This is a genomic window from Campylobacter volucris (genome assembly GCF_008011665.1).
In the GTDB taxonomy this organism is placed as follows: Bacteria; Campylobacterota; Campylobacteria; order Campylobacterales; family Campylobacteraceae; genus Campylobacter_D; species Campylobacter_D volucris_A.
Genome location: NZ_VOWJ01000013.1, coordinates 84,822 through 104,292, shown reverse-complemented (window position 1 = coordinate 104,292; position 19,471 = coordinate 84,822). Strand labels below are relative to the sequence as shown.

17 protein-coding genes, 1 pseudogene and 1 riboswitch are annotated in these 19,471 nt (G+C 29.4%); of the genes and pseudogenes, 9 read left to right on the top strand and 9 right to left on the bottom strand.

The annotated features are described in order from the left end of the window. Window positions 1-6: 6 nt before the first annotated feature. Together flgG and FPD38_RS01285 are read right to left on the bottom strand one after the other, a co-directional pair. On the bottom strand, window positions 7-801 hold the full coding sequence (gene flgG, locus FPD38_RS01290) for a flagellar basal-body rod protein FlgG (RefSeq protein ID WP_039665727.1): 795 nt from the start codon (window positions 799-801) through the stop codon (window positions 7-9). Window positions 802-818: 17 nt separating this feature from the next. Then, window positions 819-1,628 carry a flagellar hook-basal body protein gene (locus FPD38_RS01285; RefSeq protein ID WP_147554993.1) on the bottom strand — a complete coding sequence of 270 codons (810 nt, stop codon included), beginning with the start codon at window positions 1,626-1,628 and terminating at the stop codon, window positions 819-821. 133 nt (window positions 1,629-1,761) lie between these two features. On the opposite strand from FPD38_RS01285, the gene rpoD reads away from it, so the two are divergent. After that, window positions 1,762-3,639 carry an RNA polymerase sigma factor RpoD gene (gene rpoD, locus FPD38_RS01280; RefSeq protein WP_147554992.1) on the top strand — a complete coding sequence of 626 codons (1,878 nt, stop codon included), beginning with the start codon at window positions 1,762-1,764 and terminating at the stop codon, window positions 3,637-3,639. 22 nt (window positions 3,640-3,661) lie between these two features. On the opposite strand, the gene FPD38_RS01275 is transcribed toward rpoD, so the two are convergent. Then, complete coding sequence (locus tag FPD38_RS01275) at window positions 3,662-5,755, bottom strand: RNA degradosome polyphosphate kinase (RefSeq protein ID WP_147554991.1); 2,094 nt, start codon at window positions 5,753-5,755, stop codon at window positions 3,662-3,664. Window positions 5,756-5,985: 230 nt separating this feature from the next. Here FPD38_RS01275 and nrfH point away from each other — a divergent pair, with 230 nt between their 5' ends. Both nrfH and FPD38_RS01265 read left to right on the top strand, forming a co-directional pair. After that, on the top strand, window positions 5,986-6,492 hold the full coding sequence (gene nrfH, locus FPD38_RS01270) for a cytochrome c nitrite reductase small subunit (protein ID WP_147554990.1): 507 nt from the start codon (window positions 5,986-5,988) through the stop codon (window positions 6,490-6,492). A 16-nt stretch (window positions 6,493-6,508) separates the two neighbouring features. Then, window positions 6,509-8,344, top strand: coding sequence for an ammonia-forming cytochrome c nitrite reductase subunit c552 (locus FPD38_RS01265; protein WP_147554989.1), 1,836 nt, complete (start codon window positions 6,509-6,511; stop codon window positions 8,342-8,344). Window positions 8,345-8,378: 34 nt separating this feature from the next. Here FPD38_RS01265 and thiC read toward each other — a convergent pair whose 3' ends face one another. From thiC to rpe, 3 genes are all read right to left on the bottom strand, one after another. After that, window positions 8,379-9,680: a phosphomethylpyrimidine synthase ThiC gene (gene thiC, locus FPD38_RS01260; protein ID WP_147554988.1), complete on the bottom strand. Its 1,302-nt coding sequence runs from the start codon at window positions 9,678-9,680 to the stop codon at window positions 8,379-8,381. 51 nt (window positions 9,681-9,731) lie between these two features. Beyond that, a riboswitch (TPP riboswitch) is annotated at window positions 9,732-9,836 on the bottom strand. A gap of 29 nt (window positions 9,837-9,865) precedes the next feature. Beyond that, entirely contained in the window at window positions 9,866-10,630 is a 765-nt protein-coding gene (locus FPD38_RS01255) for a 3'-5' exonuclease (protein ID WP_147554987.1), read from the bottom strand. Further along, on the bottom strand, window positions 10,627-11,274 hold the full coding sequence (gene rpe, locus FPD38_RS01250) for a ribulose-phosphate 3-epimerase (protein WP_147554986.1): 648 nt from the start codon (window positions 11,272-11,274) through the stop codon (window positions 10,627-10,629). The genes FPD38_RS01255 and rpe overlap by 4 nt, the downstream gene beginning before the upstream one ends. Window positions 11,275-11,425: 151 nt before the next feature. On the opposite strand from rpe, the gene rpmB reads away from it, so the two are divergent. The 5 genes and pseudogenes from rpmB (at window position 11,426) to FPD38_RS08400 (ending at window position 14,183) form a co-directional block, all read left to right on the top strand. After that, window positions 11,426-11,620: a 50S ribosomal protein L28 gene (gene rpmB, locus FPD38_RS01245; protein WP_147554985.1), complete on the top strand. Its 195-nt coding sequence runs from the start codon at window positions 11,426-11,428 to the stop codon at window positions 11,618-11,620. Between the two features lie 34 nt (window positions 11,621-11,654). After that, on the top strand, window positions 11,655-12,782 hold the full coding sequence (locus tag FPD38_RS01240) for a potassium channel family protein (protein ID WP_147554984.1): 1,128 nt from the start codon (window positions 11,655-11,657) through the stop codon (window positions 12,780-12,782). Window positions 12,783-12,827: 45 nt separating this feature from the next. Further along, the gene (locus tag FPD38_RS01235) at window positions 12,828-13,040 is read left to right on the top strand and encodes an HP1242/YdcH family protein (protein WP_147554983.1); all 213 of its coding nucleotides are present in this window, start codon (window positions 12,828-12,830) and stop codon (window positions 13,038-13,040) included. 405 nt (window positions 13,041-13,445) lie between these two features. After that, window positions 13,446-13,733, top strand: a pseudogene (locus FPD38_RS08405) (methyl-accepting chemotaxis protein); the annotation flags it as partial. 99 nt (window positions 13,734-13,832) lie between these two features. Continuing rightward, entirely contained in the window at window positions 13,833-14,183 is a 351-nt protein-coding gene (locus FPD38_RS08400) for a CZB domain-containing protein (RefSeq protein ID WP_229239568.1), read from the top strand. Here the strand turns inward: FPD38_RS08400 and FPD38_RS01225 are convergent. The 3 genes from FPD38_RS01225 to groES all read right to left on the bottom strand — a co-directional run bounded on the left by FPD38_RS01225 (window position 14,176) and on the right by groES (window position 16,770). Next, window positions 14,176-14,757, bottom strand: coding sequence for an NUDIX domain-containing protein (locus tag FPD38_RS01225; protein ID WP_147554981.1), 582 nt, complete (start codon window positions 14,755-14,757; stop codon window positions 14,176-14,178). The two genes, FPD38_RS08400 and FPD38_RS01225, sit on opposite strands and share 8 nt — an antisense overlap. 104 nt (window positions 14,758-14,861) lie before the next feature. Further along, the gene (groL, locus tag FPD38_RS01220) at window positions 14,862-16,499 is read right to left on the bottom strand and encodes a chaperonin GroEL (protein ID WP_147554980.1); all 1,638 of its coding nucleotides are present in this window, start codon (window positions 16,497-16,499) and stop codon (window positions 14,862-14,864) included. A 10-nt stretch (window positions 16,500-16,509) separates the two neighbouring features. Beyond that, the gene (gene groES / locus FPD38_RS01215; protein ID WP_039665742.1) at window positions 16,510-16,770 is read right to left on the bottom strand and encodes a co-chaperone GroES; all 261 of its coding nucleotides are present in this window, start codon (window positions 16,768-16,770) and stop codon (window positions 16,510-16,512) included. A 156-nt stretch (window positions 16,771-16,926) separates the two neighbouring features. Here groES and FPD38_RS01210 point away from each other — a divergent pair, with 156 nt between their 5' ends. Beyond that, a complete protein-coding gene (locus FPD38_RS01210) occupies window positions 16,927-19,470 on the top strand; it encodes a hypothetical protein (RefSeq protein ID WP_147554979.1) in 2,544 nt (847 codons plus the stop codon). Window position 19,471: the final 1 nt, after the last annotated feature.

The following is a 19,471-nucleotide window of genomic DNA, read 5'->3' as shown; positions in this document are numbered from 1 at the left end:
TAAATTTTAGCGTTTTAATTGATTTACTATTCCAAGCATATCATCACTTGTGGTGATCGCCTTTGAACCTGCTTCATAGGCTCTTTGACCTGTAATTAGATCAGTCATTTCTTCTACAAGTTGGACATTGCTAAGCTCGACAAAGCCGTGCTTAATAGGAGAAAAACCATTTTCACCCGCAATACCAGCAATAGGAGCTCCACTTGCATCAGTTTCTACTAAAAGATTATCTCCAAGAGCATGTAATCCCGCAGGATTGATAAAATTTACAAGCTCAATTTGGCCTATTTGGGTTTCAGCAGTATTTCCTGGCTGCATAACTGAAACAGTTCCATCACTTGCAACATTTATAGCAGTTGCATCTTCTGGTATGGTCATTTCAGGTAAAAGTCTATAGCCATCTGAATTTACGATATTTCCTTCAGCATCTTTTGTAAATTGCCCATTTCTAGTATAAGCTATAGTTCCATCAGGCATTTGAATTTGGAAAAATCCATTATTTCCAGCAATTGCCATATCAAGACCTGCAGTAGAAGTTTGTTTTAAACTACCTTCACTAAAAATCTTACTAATAGCAGTCACCCTTGAACCAAGACCTACTTCTATACCACTTGGATGCTTGGTAGTGCTTGAAGTTGAAGTACCTGCGTATTTCATAGTTTGATACATCAAATCTGCAAATTCTGCACGAGATTTTTTATAACCAACTGTATTTACATTTGAAATATTGTTTGAAGTAACATCAATTTGAGTTTGCTGTGATACCATCCCTGATGCTGCTGTGTATAATGATCTTAACATTTTACCTATCCTTAGTTTTATTTAGAGCTTGCTAATTTGTTAATAGCTTCTTGATTTAAATCATCCATATGAGAAGTCATAACTTTTTGATACATCTCAACCATTCTATTTGCTTCTATCAAGCCTACCATTTCAGTAACTGGATTTACATTAGATCCTTGAGTAAAACCTTGTTTTACGGCATTTGAATTTGGCAAATCTCTGATTTTATTTAAATCAACCCTATACATATTATCGCCATCTTTTTGTAAGTCTCTTAAATCATCTACTTGAGCTACAAATAATCTTGCGATATTTTGATTAGAAGCACTTATTATTCCATTTTTATCAACATTAATAAAAGAAGTGGAATCTCCTATGCGTATACCATCATTTTCAGGATTATTAAAATAATCACTGCTTAAAACTCTATATCCTTGACGATTTACCAAATATCCTTCCTCATCAAGCTGAAAATTTCCATCTTGACTCAATCTTATTTCTCCATTGTTGGTTTTAATAAGATAAAAAGTATCTTCTCTTGTTAATGCAAGATCCAAAGGATTATGAGTCATCTTCATAGAGCCTACGCTAAAATTTGTATATACATGATTGATTTGAGGAACCCTATCTATAGTAGTATTTACAAATCTAGCAGCATCTCTTGTGTGATTTTGTATAGGCAACTCATCTTGAGTTTCTTTGAAAATCCTTTTAAAATCTGCGATTACAACATTATCTTTTTTATAACCACTAGTATTAACATTAGCAAGGTTATTGGTCACCACATCAAGACGATTAAACTGCGTAACCATAGCTCCAGTAGCTTGATAATATCCATTTTGCATCGTTTTTCCTATCTAAAATCTAAATTTTCCAATCAATAAAGCAATATATGTTCCAAAAAATATTTATTTGTTTTTAATCAAAATTTAGGAATAATATTTAGTTTTATATAAAAATCGTCCCAAAGGATATTTTATGGCTAGTGAAGCAACTACCCTAGAAGAATTATTTAAAGAAAATTCTAAAGATTATATCACATATGAAAAACTTGTCAAGTATTTAGCAAAACTTCCAAACGCAACAAGTGCAAAAAAAATTCGAGATTTAATGAATAAATACAAAGTAGAATTAATATCTTCAGCAGAAATTGCAAAAAAACGCAATCTTGAAGAAGCAAAAAAATTACAAGAAGAAAAACAAAAATTACAAGATACTAGCTTAGAAAATGAATTTGATTTAGCAAATGAAAATGATTTATTAGAATGGAGTAGATCTGATTCTCCAGTAAGAATGTATCTAAGAGAAATGGGACAAATTTCTCTTTTAAATAAAGACGAAGAAGTTGAAATTTCTAAAAAAATTGAACTTGGAGAAGATATTATCATAGATGCATTTTGCTCGGTTCCTTATTTGATTGATTTTATTCTTGATTATAAAGAACCATTAATTAATAGAGAAAGAAGAGTGAAAGAGCTTTTTAAAAGTTTTGAAGATGATGATAAGAATGAAGATGATAAAAATGAAGAAGAAATAGATTCTGAAGAAGAAAATGAAAATGAAGAAAATGAAAATAATTCTGATAAAAAAGTTAAAAAAACAAACAAAAAAGAAGATGAAAGAACTTTAAAAGTCATAGAAAGCTTTAAAGCTTTAGAAAAAGCAAAAAAAGAATGGCTTAAAACTATTTCAACTATAAATGCAGAAAACAATGAAGATGAATTGCTGGACAAGCTTATTATAGCTTTTAAAAAAAATATATTAAAAGAAAAACTTATGGATTTAGGACCAACTTCAAAATTAATCTCTGAAATTGTCAAATCAATGGAAACTGCTTTAAAAAGCGATGAAGAATTTGACAAAGAACTAAAACGCTTAGAATATCGCTTGCCTATGTTTTCGGATGAATTAAAACAAAGACATCAGGATATTTTAAAAGATATTACAAAACTTAATAAAGAAGAAATAGCCGAACGTGCTTTAGAAACTACTATGGTTAGTACTTATATGGAAATTAAAAAACTCATACAAACCAAAGAAGCTAGTCAAAATTCATTTGATTTAGAAAAAGATCAATTAAAAGAAATTTTAGAACAAATCAAGCGTGGCAAGAAAATTTCTGATGAAGCAAAAACTAGAATGGCTAAATCAAATTTACGCTTAGTTGTGAGTATTGCTAAAAGATATACCAACCGCGGATTACCATTTTTAGATTTAATCCAAGAAGGCAATATAGGCCTAATGAAAGCTGTGGATAAATTTGAATATAAGCGCGGATATAAATTTTCAACCTATGCTACTTGGTGGATAAGACAAGCTATATCAAGAGCAATTGCAGATCAAGCAAGAACCATTAGAATTCCTATACATATGATAGAAACAATCAATCAAATCAATAAAATCATACGCGAATATTTGCAAAAAGAAGGCAAAGAACCAGATGTAAGTATTATTGCAAAAGAAGTAAATTTAAGTATTGATAAAGTTAAACAAGTGATTAAAATCACCAAAGAGCCAATTTCTCTAGAAGCTCCTATTGGCAGTGAAGATGATGGCAAATTTGGAGATTTTGTTGAAGATAGGACTTCACTTTCTCCGATGGATCACATATTAAAAGATGATTTAAAAGAACAAATTGATGAAGTATTAGATCAATTAAACGATAGAGAAAAAGCCGTCATTAGAATGCGTTTTGGTTTAATGGATGATGAGAGCGATAGAACCTTGGAAGAAATAGGCAAAGAACTTAATGTCACAAGAGAAAGAGTTAGACAAATTGAAAGTTCAGCTATTAAAAAATTAAAACATCCAAAAGTTGGTAGAAAATTAAAAAATTACATCGAAGGATGGAAATAATTCCTTGTAATTTTACAAGGAATTAATTGTCTCTAAAAAGTTTTGTTGCTAAATGTGTTGCTCTACTTTGATCTGTATCTTTTTTAAGTGTATTGAAAATTCTGCTGATGTATTCTTCTAAAATTTGTTGAGAATTATTTATTTTTTCTTCTTTGCTGGTGTGAATTTTTTGATACCTTCCATTGTTATCTAGCTCATAAGCTAAGTCATTATCGCTAAGTTGTAATTTTAAAATTTGAGCCAATTTTGCACGAGAATGTTCATCAAATATAGGAGTCATAAGCTCTAAGCGTCTTTCTAAATTTCTTGGCATCCAATCAGCACTTGATATAAAATAATTTGGATGAGTATGTTTAAAATATAAAATTCTAGCATGTTCTAAATATTTTCCTACTATACTTCTAACTCTAATATTCTCACTATATCCTTTAACTCCAGGTTTTAAGCAGCAAATTCCACGCACAATTAAATCAATTTTAACACCTTTATTTGAAGCTTCATACAAAGCTTTAATTACATCAGCATCAACCAAGGCATTCATTTTAGCAATGATTACTCCTTCATTAGCATAACTTGCTTCAGTATTAATCATTTCTAAAATTCTTTCTTTAATTTGTTTTGGACTCATGGATAATGTCTTCAAGCGACGACTTTTGCTATACCCTGAAAGTATATGAAAAAAAGTTGTAGTATCTTGGGAATATTCTTCTTTTGAAGTAAAATAACTCACATCTGTATAAATTTTTGCCGAACTTGCATTGTAATTTCCTGTGCTAAAATGATTATAAATTTTTAATTTATCACCTTCTTTTCTTATAACTTGAGCAAGTTTAGCATGCACTTTAAAACCAGTAATTCCATATATCACATGTGCTCCAGCATTTTCTAAGGACTTAGCCCAATGCAAATTATTTTCCTCATCAAAACGAGCTTTAAGCTCAACCATCACAGTAACTTGCTTTCCTTCGCTAGCTGCATCAATCAAAGCTTGAACAATGTTAGAATTTTTTTCCACTCTATAAAGCGTCATTCTTATAGAAATAACTTTAGGATCTTTACTTGCTTCTTTTATAAATTGATATACTGGCTCAAAGCTCTCATAAGGTTGAAAAATCAATACATCTTGTTTATCTATAGCTTTAAATATAGATAAATTCTCTCCAAATGGGGGTAGAATTTTTGGAGTATACAAAGGGCTTAATAAATGAGCAAATTCTTTATTAGCAACGATTTGCCATAATGGTGATAAATTTAAAAGTATATCATATTCATAAATATCTTTATGAAATATATTCATATGAGAGCTCAAAAATTCTATTAATTGCTCATCAGTGTTTTTTTGAATTTGCAAACGGACAAAAGCTCCTTTTCTGCGAAGCTTTAATCCTTGCTCTAAAATCATCATAAAATCATCTGCTTCTTCTTCTTCTATTTCCATATCTGCATTTCTAGTAACTCTAAAAGCAGCTGATGACAACATCTTATATCCTGGAAAAATATGCTCTGTATGATGACGAACTATACTTTCAATTGGAACATAAACATTTGAACTCACTTGACAAAATCTAGGCAAAACTCTAGGAATTCGTATCATTCCAAATTTTAAAAGCTCAGGATGCATAGGATCGCAAAGTTTTACAGCCAAAGAAAAAGATAAATTATTTAAATGTGGAAAAGGATGTGTAGTATCAACAGCAATTGGAACTATCACAGGAAAGATATTTGAAAAAAATAATTCATCACATTGTTCTTTTAAATTTTTATCCAATTCTTCATAAGATTTAATAAACAAATTTTCTTTTTCTAACTCTGATGTAACTTCATAAAAATATTTTTCAAGTAAAAATTGTTCTTCATGCAAATATTTCCTTATAGCTTTAAGTTGAGCTAAAGGAGACATCTCATCATTACTTGATGTGCTAACTCCAGCCACAAAAAGTTGTTTTAAGCCTGCCACCCTAATCATATAAAATTCATCTAAATTAGTGCAATATATAGCTATAAATTTAAGTTTTTCAAACAAAGGTAAATTTTTAGAACATTGATCTAAAACTCTAGAATTAAAAGCCAACCAAGATAATTCCCTATTAATATACATAGATGATTTAATTTGCATTTTATTTACCTTTAATTTTTAAAGATGTATTTTAAAATAAAAATATATTATATATCAATAAAACAAACTACTATATTTTTTATAAAAACTATTAAATTTTAAAATACACTCCATATAATGTAATATTAAACAAATAATTAAGATAATTTATATCATTAAATAAATATTAAATAATATTTGGATAAATTTAAAATACAATCAAAATTGTATTTTAGTTATCAGGAGGAATTTTGGGAAGTAAAAGAGTATTTTCAAAACTTTTTAGCATTTTCTTGATTTTACTTTTTATTTTATTTGTAGTTGGTTTTTACACTTTTTATAATGCTAAGGGTATTTCTTATCTTAGCAATGCTAGTGAATCTTGTAACAATTGTCATATCATGAATGAAGTTTATAATGATTATCTAGCTGCTCCACATTCTAAAAAAGTAAATGGTGAAGCAAGAGCAACTTGTATTGATTGTCATTTACCGCATAACTTTATAGATAAATGGATCGCTAAAGCTCAAAGTGGTTTAGGACATGCTTATGCTTTTACCTTTAAATTGAATGAATTGCCAACTAACTTAACTGCAAATGAAAAAAGTAAAAAAATGGTACAAGATAATTGCATTCGCTGTCATTCTGACTATGCTAGTGTAGCTATCAATGCAACAACTATGATTAATCCTCACAAGGATATTTCTTTAAGCTGTGTTACTTGCCATAATGGCGTAGGACATAAACGCGGATTTTAATTTTTAGGAGTTATGTATGAATAAAAAAAATCTTTTATACTTAGGTATAATTGTTTTAATTGTTTTGATTTGTGCTGTTTTATGGCTTAATAATGATATAAGCAAAAAACAAAACGAAAGTGTAGGCGGAGTTATAAGTAAAAATTTCGTTGAAATGAGCGATGAAAATCCTTCTTTTACCGAATGGGGTAAAAATTTTCCTGATTATTTAGATATGTATCTTACTACAGAAACTCAACAACCATTTGAAACAAATTTTGGCGGAAATTTAGCTTATTCAAAACTAATTCGTTATCCTCAACTTACCATACTTTGGGCAGGATATCCTTTTGCTCTTGATGCTAACGAAGAAAGAGGACACTTTTGGGTGCAAATTGATCAAATGGATACAGCAAGAAATAATAAAGATTTTCTAAACGCACATGGTTTTGCTAAATTTAATGGTCAGCCAAGTGCTTGTATGAATTGTCATAGCGGATGGTCTACTTGGCTTATAAAAAACGCACCAGGTGAAAATGAAAAAGAAAAATGGATAGCATTTAACTCAACCAAATATTGGACCTCTATCAAAAATATTCCAGCAATAAATGGATACGAAGAAAATTCTAAAGAACATAGCGGACCTCATGGTGGTAAAAGAATGGGAGTAACTTGTGCTGACTGTCACACTCCAAACAATATGAGCTTAAGACTTACAAGAGTGGCAGCAATTAATGCTTTAATAGAAAGAGGCTATGAAAGAGATCCTGAGCAAGGAGTGAAAGCATCAAGAGAAGAAATGCGAACACTAGTTTGTTCTCAATGTCATGTGGAATATTATTTTAGACCAACAGGAGAAAAAGTAAAAATTACTGGCGAAAGTATTGCTAATGATTCTAGTAAAAAATGGTGGGATGGTACTCAAAAAACTTATGATGAATTTGATTCATGGAGAGATGGAAATAAACCAATAGAAATTCAAGTAGATGGCTTAGAATTAGTCTTCCCGTGGAGCGAGTGGAAAAAAGGACAGCCATTTAGAATTGAAATGCTTGATGAATACTATGATAAAATTAGAAGTATTTTTGACAAAGACTGGTCACATAAATTAACACAAGCTCCAATGATTAAAATTCAACACCCAGAGAGCGAACTTTATAGCGGTGGCGTTCATACAGCAAATGGCGTGAGTTGTGCTGATTGTCATATGCCTTATATAAGAAAAGGTGCTAAAAAAATGACTCAACATAATATCACTTCACCTTTAAGCGATATCAATGCAGCTTGTAAGTCATGCCATACTCAAAGTGAGGATTATCTTAAAGCACAAATTAAAGATATTCAAAATTCAATCGCTTATGATTTAAGAACTGCTGAATATTCTATAGTTAGCTTAATCACAGATATTAAAACTATGCGTGATAAACTAGGACAAATGTCACAATATCAAGAAAATGGCAAAGCAGATGCGAAAAAAATCAATAATGTCCTTAAAGAAGTTTTAGAACTCCATAGAAAAGCACAAATGAGAGTGGATTTTGTTGGTGCTGAAAATTCTACAGGATTTCACAACCCAAGAGAAGCTTCAAGAATGCTTTTACAAGCTATAAATATGGCAAGAATGGCACAAACCAAATTAGTAGAAATCGCAAATGCGAATGCGATTAAAGATTTTAAAACTTCAAATTTAGGTTTTGAAGATATACAAAAATTCAATCCTGGGCAAATTCGCTATAAGGTAGATTTAAATGGACATAAAGCAGGTGATCGTTACTATGAGCATAATAATGTTAATGGAAATCCTTCTCAAAAGCTTTTGGATAATGATAAAAATCTACAGCCATACAATTATAAAGTCGTAGATAAATTATAATTTCAATCCCGTTTATAAACGGGATTGCTTCAATTTATTTTTTAATTAAGCTTACATCTTCGCCTTTTAAAATTTGATTCATAGTATTCATAGCGCACATTTTTCCACACATAGAGCAAGAATTTAACTCATCAGGCTTTCTTTCATTAAACATTTTTTTAGCCTTTTCTCCATCTATTGCAAGTTTAAACATCTTCTCCCAATCAATTTCTTGTCTTGCTTTACTCATTTCATCATCTATCTTTCTTTCTTTAGGGAGTTTAGCTATATCTCCAGCATGAGCTGCTATTTTTGTTGCCACTATACCATCTCTTACATCTTCTAAATTTGGAAGTCTTAAGTGTTCGGCAGGAGTTACATAACAAAGCATATCAGCTCCAGATGCAGCAGCCACAGCTCCTCCTATAGCCCCACTTATATGATCATATCCTGCGCCTATATCTGTTACCAAAGGCCCCAAAACATAAAATGGAGCTTCGTTGCAAATTCTTTTTTCTATTTGCATATTTGCTTTTATTTCATTTATAGCCATATGTCCGGGCCCTTCTATCATAACTTGTACATCTTGTGCCCATGCTCTTTTTGTAAGCAATGAAAGTTCTATTAATTCAGCTATTTGAGCACCATCACTTGCATCATGAGTACAACCTGGTCTTAGTGCATCGCCTAAAGATAAAGTTACATCATATTTTTTGCAAATTTCTAATAAATCATCATAGTATTCAAAAAATGGATTTTCAGCATCATTCATTTGCATCCAAGCATAAAGAACAGAACCTCCTCTAGAAACTATATTTGTAATCCTATCGCATTCTTTAAATACTCTTGCCGCACGAGAATTTATACCAGCATGAATTGTCATAAAATCAACTCCACTTTTTGCATGATGATAAACAACATCTAAAAAATCTTTAGCTTTAATATCCTTTAAGTCTTTTTCTAAAAATCCAACCGCATCATACACAGGAACCGTTCCTATCATAGCTTTTGAAGTAGCTACTAGCTCATCTCTAAAACGACTAGTTTTACCATAATTACTAAGATCCATTATAGCTTCTATATTAAATTTATGCGCCAAATGAACTTTTTGCATTTCTTCGCTATAATCTATACAATCATTTGAAACACCTAAATTTACATTCACTTTGGTACGAAGTCCAAAACCTATACCATTAGGATCTAAAGCTTTGTGGTTTATATTTGCAGGAATTATAATTTTTCCACAAGCTATATTTTCAAGTAAAAAATCCTGACCAACTTGCTCTTTTTGTGCAACTATTTGCATTTGTTTTGTAAATATACCTTCTTTGGCATAAGACATTTGAGTTTTATTCATGATTTATCCTTAAATAAAATTGGATAAATGAAGGGGTAAAATAAGCAAAAAAACATCTGTAATAAATCTTCCCAACGCTAGCATTATCTAGTTCTGGTTCGGTCTAAGCTTTTAGCTTACTCTCAGCCTGTATCACAAGCTCCCGTCATTTACATTTTAAGTATAGCGTAGAAAATTTAAATTTTTTAATTTTTGAGTTTATTTTTTGCTTGTTTGCTAAATTTGAGCAATTCTTCAGTAGTTTTAATATAAAATGGAATTTTACCTATGCAATATTTTAAAATCTCACAAGCTGCTAAAGCATCGCTTAAAGCTCTGTGGTGAGGGTATTGTATATTTAAAATTTCTTTTAAAGCTTCAAGTCCATATTTTGGACTTTCAATGCATTTTTTTGCAAGATCTATAGTGCAAATTTTTCTATTTAACAATACACCAAAACCATTTTCATACATAGCCTTAGATAAAAAATTATAATCAAAACGAACATTATGCGCCACAAAAATAGAATCTTTCAAAAATAATTTAAATTCACTCAAAACTTGCTTTAAAGAAGAAGAGTTTTGTACCATTGCCGTTGTGATACCTGTTAAATCTGTGATATTTTCTGGAATTTCATCTACTTTGACAAAACTTTCAAAACGACCTAATTCTTGAAAATTTTGAATTTTTATCGCACCAATTTCTATAATTTTTCCGCTTTTAATACTTCCAGTGCTTTCTATATCTACTATACAAAAAATTTCATCTTTTATTTTTGTGCTTTTTGTATTTAAACAAATTTCATTATTTTTGTTTAAATTTACACCAAGACCTAAAAGCTCTAAAGTGTGTATATCAAAATCATAACAAGATAATTCTTCAATTTTTTCTAATTCTTTAACAACCCAAGTAAATGGTTTATTTTCTTTGCTTAGCTTATTAACTAAATCATCAATTTGCTGTTGGCTCAAAATTCACACTTTAAAGAATTTATAGCAGTTTTTTTATCTTGTGAAGAAAAAATATAACTCCCTACAACTAAAATATCTGCTCCAGCTTCATCTAAATCAGGTGCATTTAGCCCATTTACTCCACCATCAACCTCTATGAAAACTTTTAAATTTTTTCTATCAATCATTTGTCTTAAACAACGAATTTTTTCATAAACTAAAGGCAAAAATGATTGTCCTCCAAAACCAGGATTAACACTCATCAAAAGCACCATATCAACAAATTCTAAAATATGCTCTATGTTAGAAACAGGAGTGTGTGGATTTAAAACAATAGCAGGATGAATTCCATTTTTCCTTAAATATTCACAAACTCTAATAGGATGATTTTCAGCTTCAATATGAAAACTAATAAATTTTGGCTTCAATGGTATAAAAAAATCTATAAATTTATTTACATCATTTACCATTAAATGGACATCCAAAGGAACTGAACTAACTTGGCTAATATTTTTTAATACACAAGGACCAAAAGTAAAATTTGGCACAAAATATCCATCCATCACATCAATATGCAATAAATCAGCTCCAGCTTGGCACACTTCTTTAATTTCATTTTCTAAATTTAAAAAATTTGCTGAAAGCAAACTTGGTGCTACATACATCAATATTCTCCAATAAGCTAGTAAATATTAATTTTAGCATACTTAATATCAATATTTTCTTTATTTATTTTTTTAATATTTGATTTTTTTAAGCTTAGTTTGGATACAATTTCAAAAATTTTATAAATACAAAAAATAAGGAAATATCAAGATGTCAAGAATTTGTCAAATTACCGGAAAAGGACCTATGGTAGGTAACAATGTAAGCCATGCAAATAATAAAACCAAAAGACGCTTTTTACCAAATTTAAGAACTATTCGTATCACCTTAGAAGATGGAACTACAAGAAAAGTTAAAGTAGCAGCTTCAACTTTAAGAACTCTTAAAAAACAAAACAACAAATAATTGCCAACTATCACGCATTTAAAGAGGAATTAATATGTCTTTTTTAAAAAAGCTTCAAAAATTCCTCAATTGGTCTCCCTCTCCAAAACCCGCAATCAATCTTAACGACGAACTTTATGAACAACTTAAATTTTTAAGAATTCCATTAATTGCTGTCGTTATTATGACCCTCATTGGAACTTTTGGATATATGCTCACTAGCAATTTTAATCTTAATGATGCCATATATCAAGCAGGGATGACTTTCACAACATTAGGATATGCTGAAATAAATCCCATATCAACAGCAGGAAGAATTTTCACTATTTTATATGTATTATCAACATTTACTATTTTTACCTTTTGCATGGGTTTGGTTATAGAAATAGTAAAAAAAGGGGTTTTATCTAAAATTATAAAGGAGAGAAGAATGCTTCATAAAATTGCAAGATTGAAAAATCACTTTGTTATATGCTACCATAATGATTTTACTATAGAATTGGCACAGCAATTTAGAGAAAATCATATTCCTTTTGTTGTAGTTGATGAAATAGAAAATTTTAGTGAAATAGCAGAAAAATACGACTACCCTTATTTTATAGAAAGTGCACCACATACAAATCTTGCTTTTTTAAAAACCAATCTTTCTAGTGCAAAAGGAGTGATTACTCTAAGTAGCAATATTGCAGATAATATTGCAATCATAGCTTCTGTAAGATTATTTGAAAAAGAATTACAACGCATTAATCCCTATTTTATATTTGCAAGATCAAGCAATGAAGATGAAACGGAAAAATTAAAAAAACTTGGAGCAAATTCTATAGTATCTGCCACAAAACTAGTAGCTCAAAGACTCAGTGCAATGTCTGTAAGACCTGATATGGAAAATCTTTTAGAAAACTATCTTTATAAAAAAAATAGTCCTATTGATCTTGAAGAAATTAAAATCCCAGATGACTCTTGGGTAAGATTTAAAAGATTAAAAGAAATTCACCTTAGAGATATGGCCAATGTTAGCATAGTTGGAATTATCGAAAATAAAAAATTCATACCTATGCCAAAAGGCGATATGCTTATTGGAACAGGAGCTAGATTATTAATAGTTGGGACAGCTGATAGTATAAAAATAGCTAAAAAAATTATCAAGAACAAACAAAAACCTAATGAGTTAAAATATATTTAATTTTTTTAAGTTATAATCTAAACTAAAACAAAAAAAGGAAAACCTATGTTACATGAATATAGAGATTTGATCACTCAATTAAAAGGTAAAGATATGCACTTTGACAAACTTTTTGAGGAGCATAATAAACTTGATCATAAAATAAAAGATGCAGAAGAAGGCAGAATTCACTTAGATAATTTAGAAATCTCAAATCTTAAAAAAGAAAAATTAAGATTAAAAGACGAATTAAATACTTATTTGTCAAATTATAAATAAATTAGAGCATATACGATGTTTAGCAATAAACAATATCTAGACACTATTGAAAATTTAAAACAAGAAATCAAGGCTTTAAAGGAAAAAAATCACAAATTAGAACTTCAAAATAAAGAATTGCTAGAAAAACAAAACATAGAAAATGGCAATACTCAAGATAATTCTTTTGAAAGAAAAATATTAGATTTGCTTTTTGAAGGCACTTTAAAAGGCATTAGCAATGTGCAAGTTGATATGCAAAACAATGTCAATAAGGCAGATATTATTTCTGAGCACTCTATTTCTTCCTCAAATGACATGCAAGAATTAAATTCAACTACACATTCTATCATCTCTTCTTTGCAAAGTATTATAGAATCAGCAAATCGCTCTCGAGATACTGCAGGAAATTTACATAGAAGCGTTGATGAAATTACTAATGTAATTGGTTTAATTAAAGATATTTCTGATCAGATCAACCTTTTAGCGCTAAACGCTGCAATCGAAGCAGCTCGTGCTGGAGAGCATGGCCGTGGATTTGCTGTTGTTGCTGATGAGGTTAGAAAATTAGCCGAAAGAACGCAAAAAGCAACCGCTGAAGTAGAAATGAATATAAATTTATTAAAACAAAACGCTAATGAAATGCACTCTCAAAGCGAACAAGTAGAAAAAGTATCTTTAGAATCTAATGAATATATAGTTCAATTTTCAAATAAATTTACCCAACTAATCGAAAGTGTTAATTCCACTAGCTCAAATGCTAAACAAATTACTTCAGAAATTTTTATTTCTCTTGCAAAATTAGATCATATTATGTTTAAACTAAATGGATATAACGAAATTTTACATGTTTCAGGTAAAACTCTTTCTGATCATTTAAGTTGCAGACTTGCAAAATGGATTGCAGGTATTGGAAAAGAAAGATTTTCGAGCGGTAGAGCTTTTGGAAAATTAAATATTCCTCATCAAAAAGTGCATGAAAATATCAATCAAGCCATAACCTTAGCACATAATGAGCAAATAACAGATCATTTACTTCAAAATCAAATTTTAGACAAATGTTCTAATGCTGAAAAATCTTCTGAAGATTTATTTGCAATTTTTAAAGAAATGCTAGAAGAACGAGAAGAAAATCTAGCAACTACAAATAAAACCACTAATTAAGGATAGATTTTCTATCCTTAAACCATAAATATGCAAATTCTAACAATGGAGTTTTTATAGGATTTGCTTTAGAAAACTTTTCAAATTCATCTCTTTTAATCCACACTGGTTTAATATCTTCTCCATCTATTCCTCCGCCATTTCCGACTTTATCCTCTTCACTAATACTTGCAAAATATAAAAATTGCCTATTTACACCTGAGCCAAAACCTGCATAATATTCACCTATAAATTCTACACTACTTGGATGATACCCTAATTCTTCCACACACTCTTCTTTAGCAATTTCTTCTAAGCTAAGTTTTTTATCCACCAAACCTGAACATAATTCTACACTATAGCCCATATTATCTATGGTGATATTGTTGCGTTTTTGATAATCCCATAATGGAATTCTAAATTGTTTGACAAATAAAAAAGAATCTTTTTGCGTATGATATAAAAATACCGATACACTATCCATAGCTTCTATAAAATCCCAAGTATATGTTTTTTCGTCTTTGCCTTGATAAGAATATCTTTTTGGAGTAATATATTTTGAGTGAGTAAATCTTTCTTCTTTTAAATTTTTCATAATAAAAGCCTTAAAATGATTTATTTTATTATATTAAAAGAAGAATAATTAAAAATTACAGATGGCCATCTAAAAAGATGGCCATTGAAGATAAAATGGGTAGATTACATCATTCCACCCATACCTCCCATTCCACCCATGCCGCTCATATCAGGCATAGCAGGTTTTTCTTCTTTTATTTCACTTATAGTAGCTTCTGTTGTAAGCAACATACTAGCAACTGAAACAGCATTTAATAAAGCTATTCTTTCAACTTTAACAGGATCTATAATACCTGATTGTATCATATCTACATATTCACCTTTTGCAGCATCAAAACCTAAATTTTCATCTTTGCTATTTTCAACACTATTTACAACTACTCCAGCATCAAAACCAGCATTTTCAGCTATTTGTCTTAAAGGTGCTCTTAATGCTCTTTCAACTATAGCTGCGCCTATAGCTTCATCACCTTGTAAATTTAAATTAATTTTTGATTTTGCTTTTATAAGTGCCGCTCCACCGCCTATCACTATACCTTCTTCAACAGCAGCTTTTGTAGCGCTTAGAGCATCATCAACTCTATCTTTTTTCTCTTTCATTTCTGTTTCAGTAGCAGCACCAACTTTAATTAATGCAACTCCACCACTAAGTTTTGCAAGTCTTTCTTGTAATTTTTCTTTATCATAATCACTTGTTGTTTCAGCTATTTGAGTTTTTATTTGATTAATTCTAGCATCTATATTTGCTTTTTCGCCAGAACCATTTACTATAGTAGTATTATCTTTATCTATGATAACACTTGAAGCTTGACCTAAATCTTGTAAAGTAGCACTTTCTAATGTTCTTCCAAGCTCTTCTGAGATAACCTCACCACCTGTTAAAATAGCTATATCTTCAAGCATAGCTTTTCTTCTATCGCCAAAACCAGGAGCTTTTACCGCTGAAATATTCAAAACACCTCTTAACTTATTTACCACTAAAGTTGCCAAAGCTTCACCTTCTATATCTTCAGCTATTATTAAAAGAGGTTTTCCTGTTTTTTGAATTTGCTCTAAAATAGGCAATAAATCTTTTAAATTTGTTATTTTTTTATCAAAAAGCAAAATGTAAGGATTTTGCAATTCAACCAACATTTTATCAGCATTTGTTATAAAATATGGACTTAAATAACCTCTGTCAAATTGCATACCTTCAACTACATTTAATTCATCATTTATAGATTTTGCCTCTTCAACTGTTATAACACCATCTTTACCAACTTTTTCCATAGCATCAGCTATTAAATTCCCTATTTTTTCATCAGAATTTGCTGAAATTGTAGCAACTTGAGCTATTTCTTTTTTATCTTTTACTTCACGAGATAATTTTTTAAGTTCAGCTACTATAGCTTCGCAAGCTTTGTCCATACCTCTTTTAACTTCAATAGGATTTGCTCCAGCTGTTATGTTTCTTAAGCCTTCTTTGAATATAGCATGAGCTAAAACTGTAGCTGTTGTTGTTCCATCTCCTGCTTGATCAGCAGTTTTGCTAGCAACTTCTCTCACTAAAGAAGCACCCATATTTTCTAAAGAATCTTTTAATTCTACTTCTTTAGCAACACTTACACCATCTTTAGTTATAGTAGGTGCACCAAAACTTTTTTGTATCAAAACATTGCGACCTCTTGGTCCCATAGTAACTTTTACTGCATCGTTTAATTTTTTAACACCTTCATAAAGTTTATTTCTTGCTTCGTCTGAAAAAAATATTTCTTTTGCCATTTTTACATCCTTATTTTAAAATTCCTAAAATATCATCAGTATTTAATACTAAATATTCTTCATTGTCAAGTTTTATTTCACTTCCACCATATTTAGCAAATACTACTTTATCACCTGCTTTTATATCTTCTACTTCTTTACTCACCGCAACAACTTCGCCATTTAGCGGTTTTTCTTTAGCATTATCTGGTATAATAATGCCAGAAGCAGTTGTTTTAGTTTCTTCAACGCGTTTAACTAATACACGCTTTCCTAGAGGTTGAAAATTCATGTTTTTCCTTTCAATGTATTATTAGCACTCTTTATATTTGAGTGATAAAATTATACATAAAACAAAGTAAATTGTCAATAAATTAAATAAAATATATCATATAAGTTTAGTTTATATGACTAAACTTATATGATATATCAATATAAAGGTTTGAAAATGAAAAAGATTTTCTATGTATTTTTGGGAATTATGTGTTTTTTATTATTGGGTATTTATACTCTGCTTTTTACAGCTGTAGGTAATAGCTTGTTAAAACCTCGTTTAGAAACAATGATCGCAGAAAAAAGTGGAATAAATATTCAATTTGATCAATTTCAAATTCGTTTTTCTACTTTAAACATTAAGGCAAATATAGATGATAAATTTTTTGCTGACGTCAAAGGAGATATATCTCCTTTTAGTTTAGGTTTTGATTTAGATTATATTATAGGTTTACAAAATCAATACATAAAAGAACTCAATTTAGACAACAAACAAGATCTTACTTTTAAGGGTAAAATCCTTGGAAAAAGTAGCGATTTTATAGTAAATGGAAAAGGATTTTTATTTAATTCTAATCTCAATTTAAATGCAAAACTTGTTAATTACAATGTAGAAAATTTAGAACTTCTAGGCAAAGATATCGACATAGCTCAAATTTTAGATTTTACAAGTTTGCCTCGATATGCTCATGGTAAAATCAATCTCTTAGCTACAATAACCACGCAAAATTCAAAACCAAATGGAAATGCATTGATAAATTTTTATACTAGTTCCATTAATAATAATTTAATTTACAAAGATTTTAATCTTACTTTACCTAAACAAAGTTTTATAAAAGGAGAAATAAAATCTTTAATACAAGATAAACTTATCATTTCAACAAATACAATTTTAAGCAACTTTTTTAATTTAAACACAGATAAAAGCGTTTATAATTTAGCTAGCAATATCTTAGAAAGTGATTTTAATATCAAAATAAATGATTTTGATCAATTTTCAAGCATTCTTAAAACAAAATTGCAAGGAAAAAGCCAAATCCAAGGTAATCTAAAATTAACTAACAATCAATTGCAAGAATTTAATGCAACCCTTTTAGGATTTGGTGGAGAATTAAAAGCTATATTTGCTGATAATATCTTAAATATAAACACAAATACCATAGAAATTGATCAAATTTTAAAAACATTTTCGGTTCCAAGCGTTGTTGATTCTAAGTTGGATTTTTCTTTAAATGCCAAAGGTTTAGATTTTAAAAATTTCAATGCTCTGGTAAAACTTGATAATGCAAAAATCAATACTGCTGAATTTAAAAAACTAAGCGGATTAGATTTTCCTCAAACTAATTTTAATTTGCAAGCCAAAGCTGATGCTAAAGATTTTATAATAGCCTACAAAGCTACTTTAAATTCAAACATAGTCACAATTTCAAATTTAAATGGCACATATAATCTTAATGACAAAGATTTAAAAATAGATTTAAATGCTTTTGTGGATAATCTTAACAAATTAAAAGTCTTAACAAAGCAAGATTTAAATGGTCCTTTAAATATCAATACTAAATTAAATTTACAAGCAAACACTATTAAAGATCTTGATGCTAACATCGAAATTATGCAAGGAAAAATCAATGCAAAATCTAATGGAAATAATCTAGAAGCTACTATAGATAATGTTAAATTAGAGCAAATTTTTCCGCTCATAGGACAACAAATTCTAGCTTATGGCGATATTGATGCTAATATAAAATTAGATTCTTTAGATTTTAATAATATAAATGGAAAATTTAATGCAAATATCGATTCAGCTTTTAATGAGTTCGAACTTTCAAAATTACTCAAAAAGCAATTTCCTAAAAATACCTCAGCAAAAATTAATTTAGATGGAAATATCAAAAATTCTTTACTTGATTTTAATGCAAAAGTAAAATCATCTTTTGCTAACATCGATAAATTCCAAGGAAAATTTGATTTTAATAAGCAATCTTTGCAAAGTATTTATGAAATTTCATTGGATGATTTTTCTAAACTTGGATTTTTAGTTGATAGAAAATTACAAGGAAATGCCAAATTTAATGGAAAATTAAATTTTGAAAATCAACTCATTGATGCAAACATAATCAGTCAAAAGATCTTCAATGGACAACTCAATGCAACGATAAAAAATAATATCATAAAAGCAAATATTGACAATGTAGATTTATCAAATTTAGCTCAAAGCTTAGATTTTCCAGATTACTATGAAGCAAAATCCAATGTAAAGATCAATTATAATCTCTTAAAAGAAAATGGAGAAGTTTTACTTGATCTAAACAATGGAAAATTAAAAAAGAATTTAATCACTAGCGCTTTAATGATTTTATTACAAAAAGATATTACTGAAGATGTTTATAAAAACGGCAAAGCAAGCGCAATTATTAATAAAAATATTATAGATTTAAATCTTGATTTATTCGCAGATCGTAGTAAAATCAATATCACTAATGGAAAAATCGACACAAAAAGCACTCGTTTAAACATACCTTTTAATATCATCATCGATAGAGCTAATTTTAAAGGTGTTATAAAAGGAACAACGCAAAAGCCTAAAGTAGATCTTAATGCAGGAAGTGTTATAAAATCTATCACAAATACTCTAGGAGGAAATACAAATGATACAGCCAAAAACACAGGAAAAAAAGTAGATCAAGCTATCAATAAAATATTTAACAAAATTTTTTAAT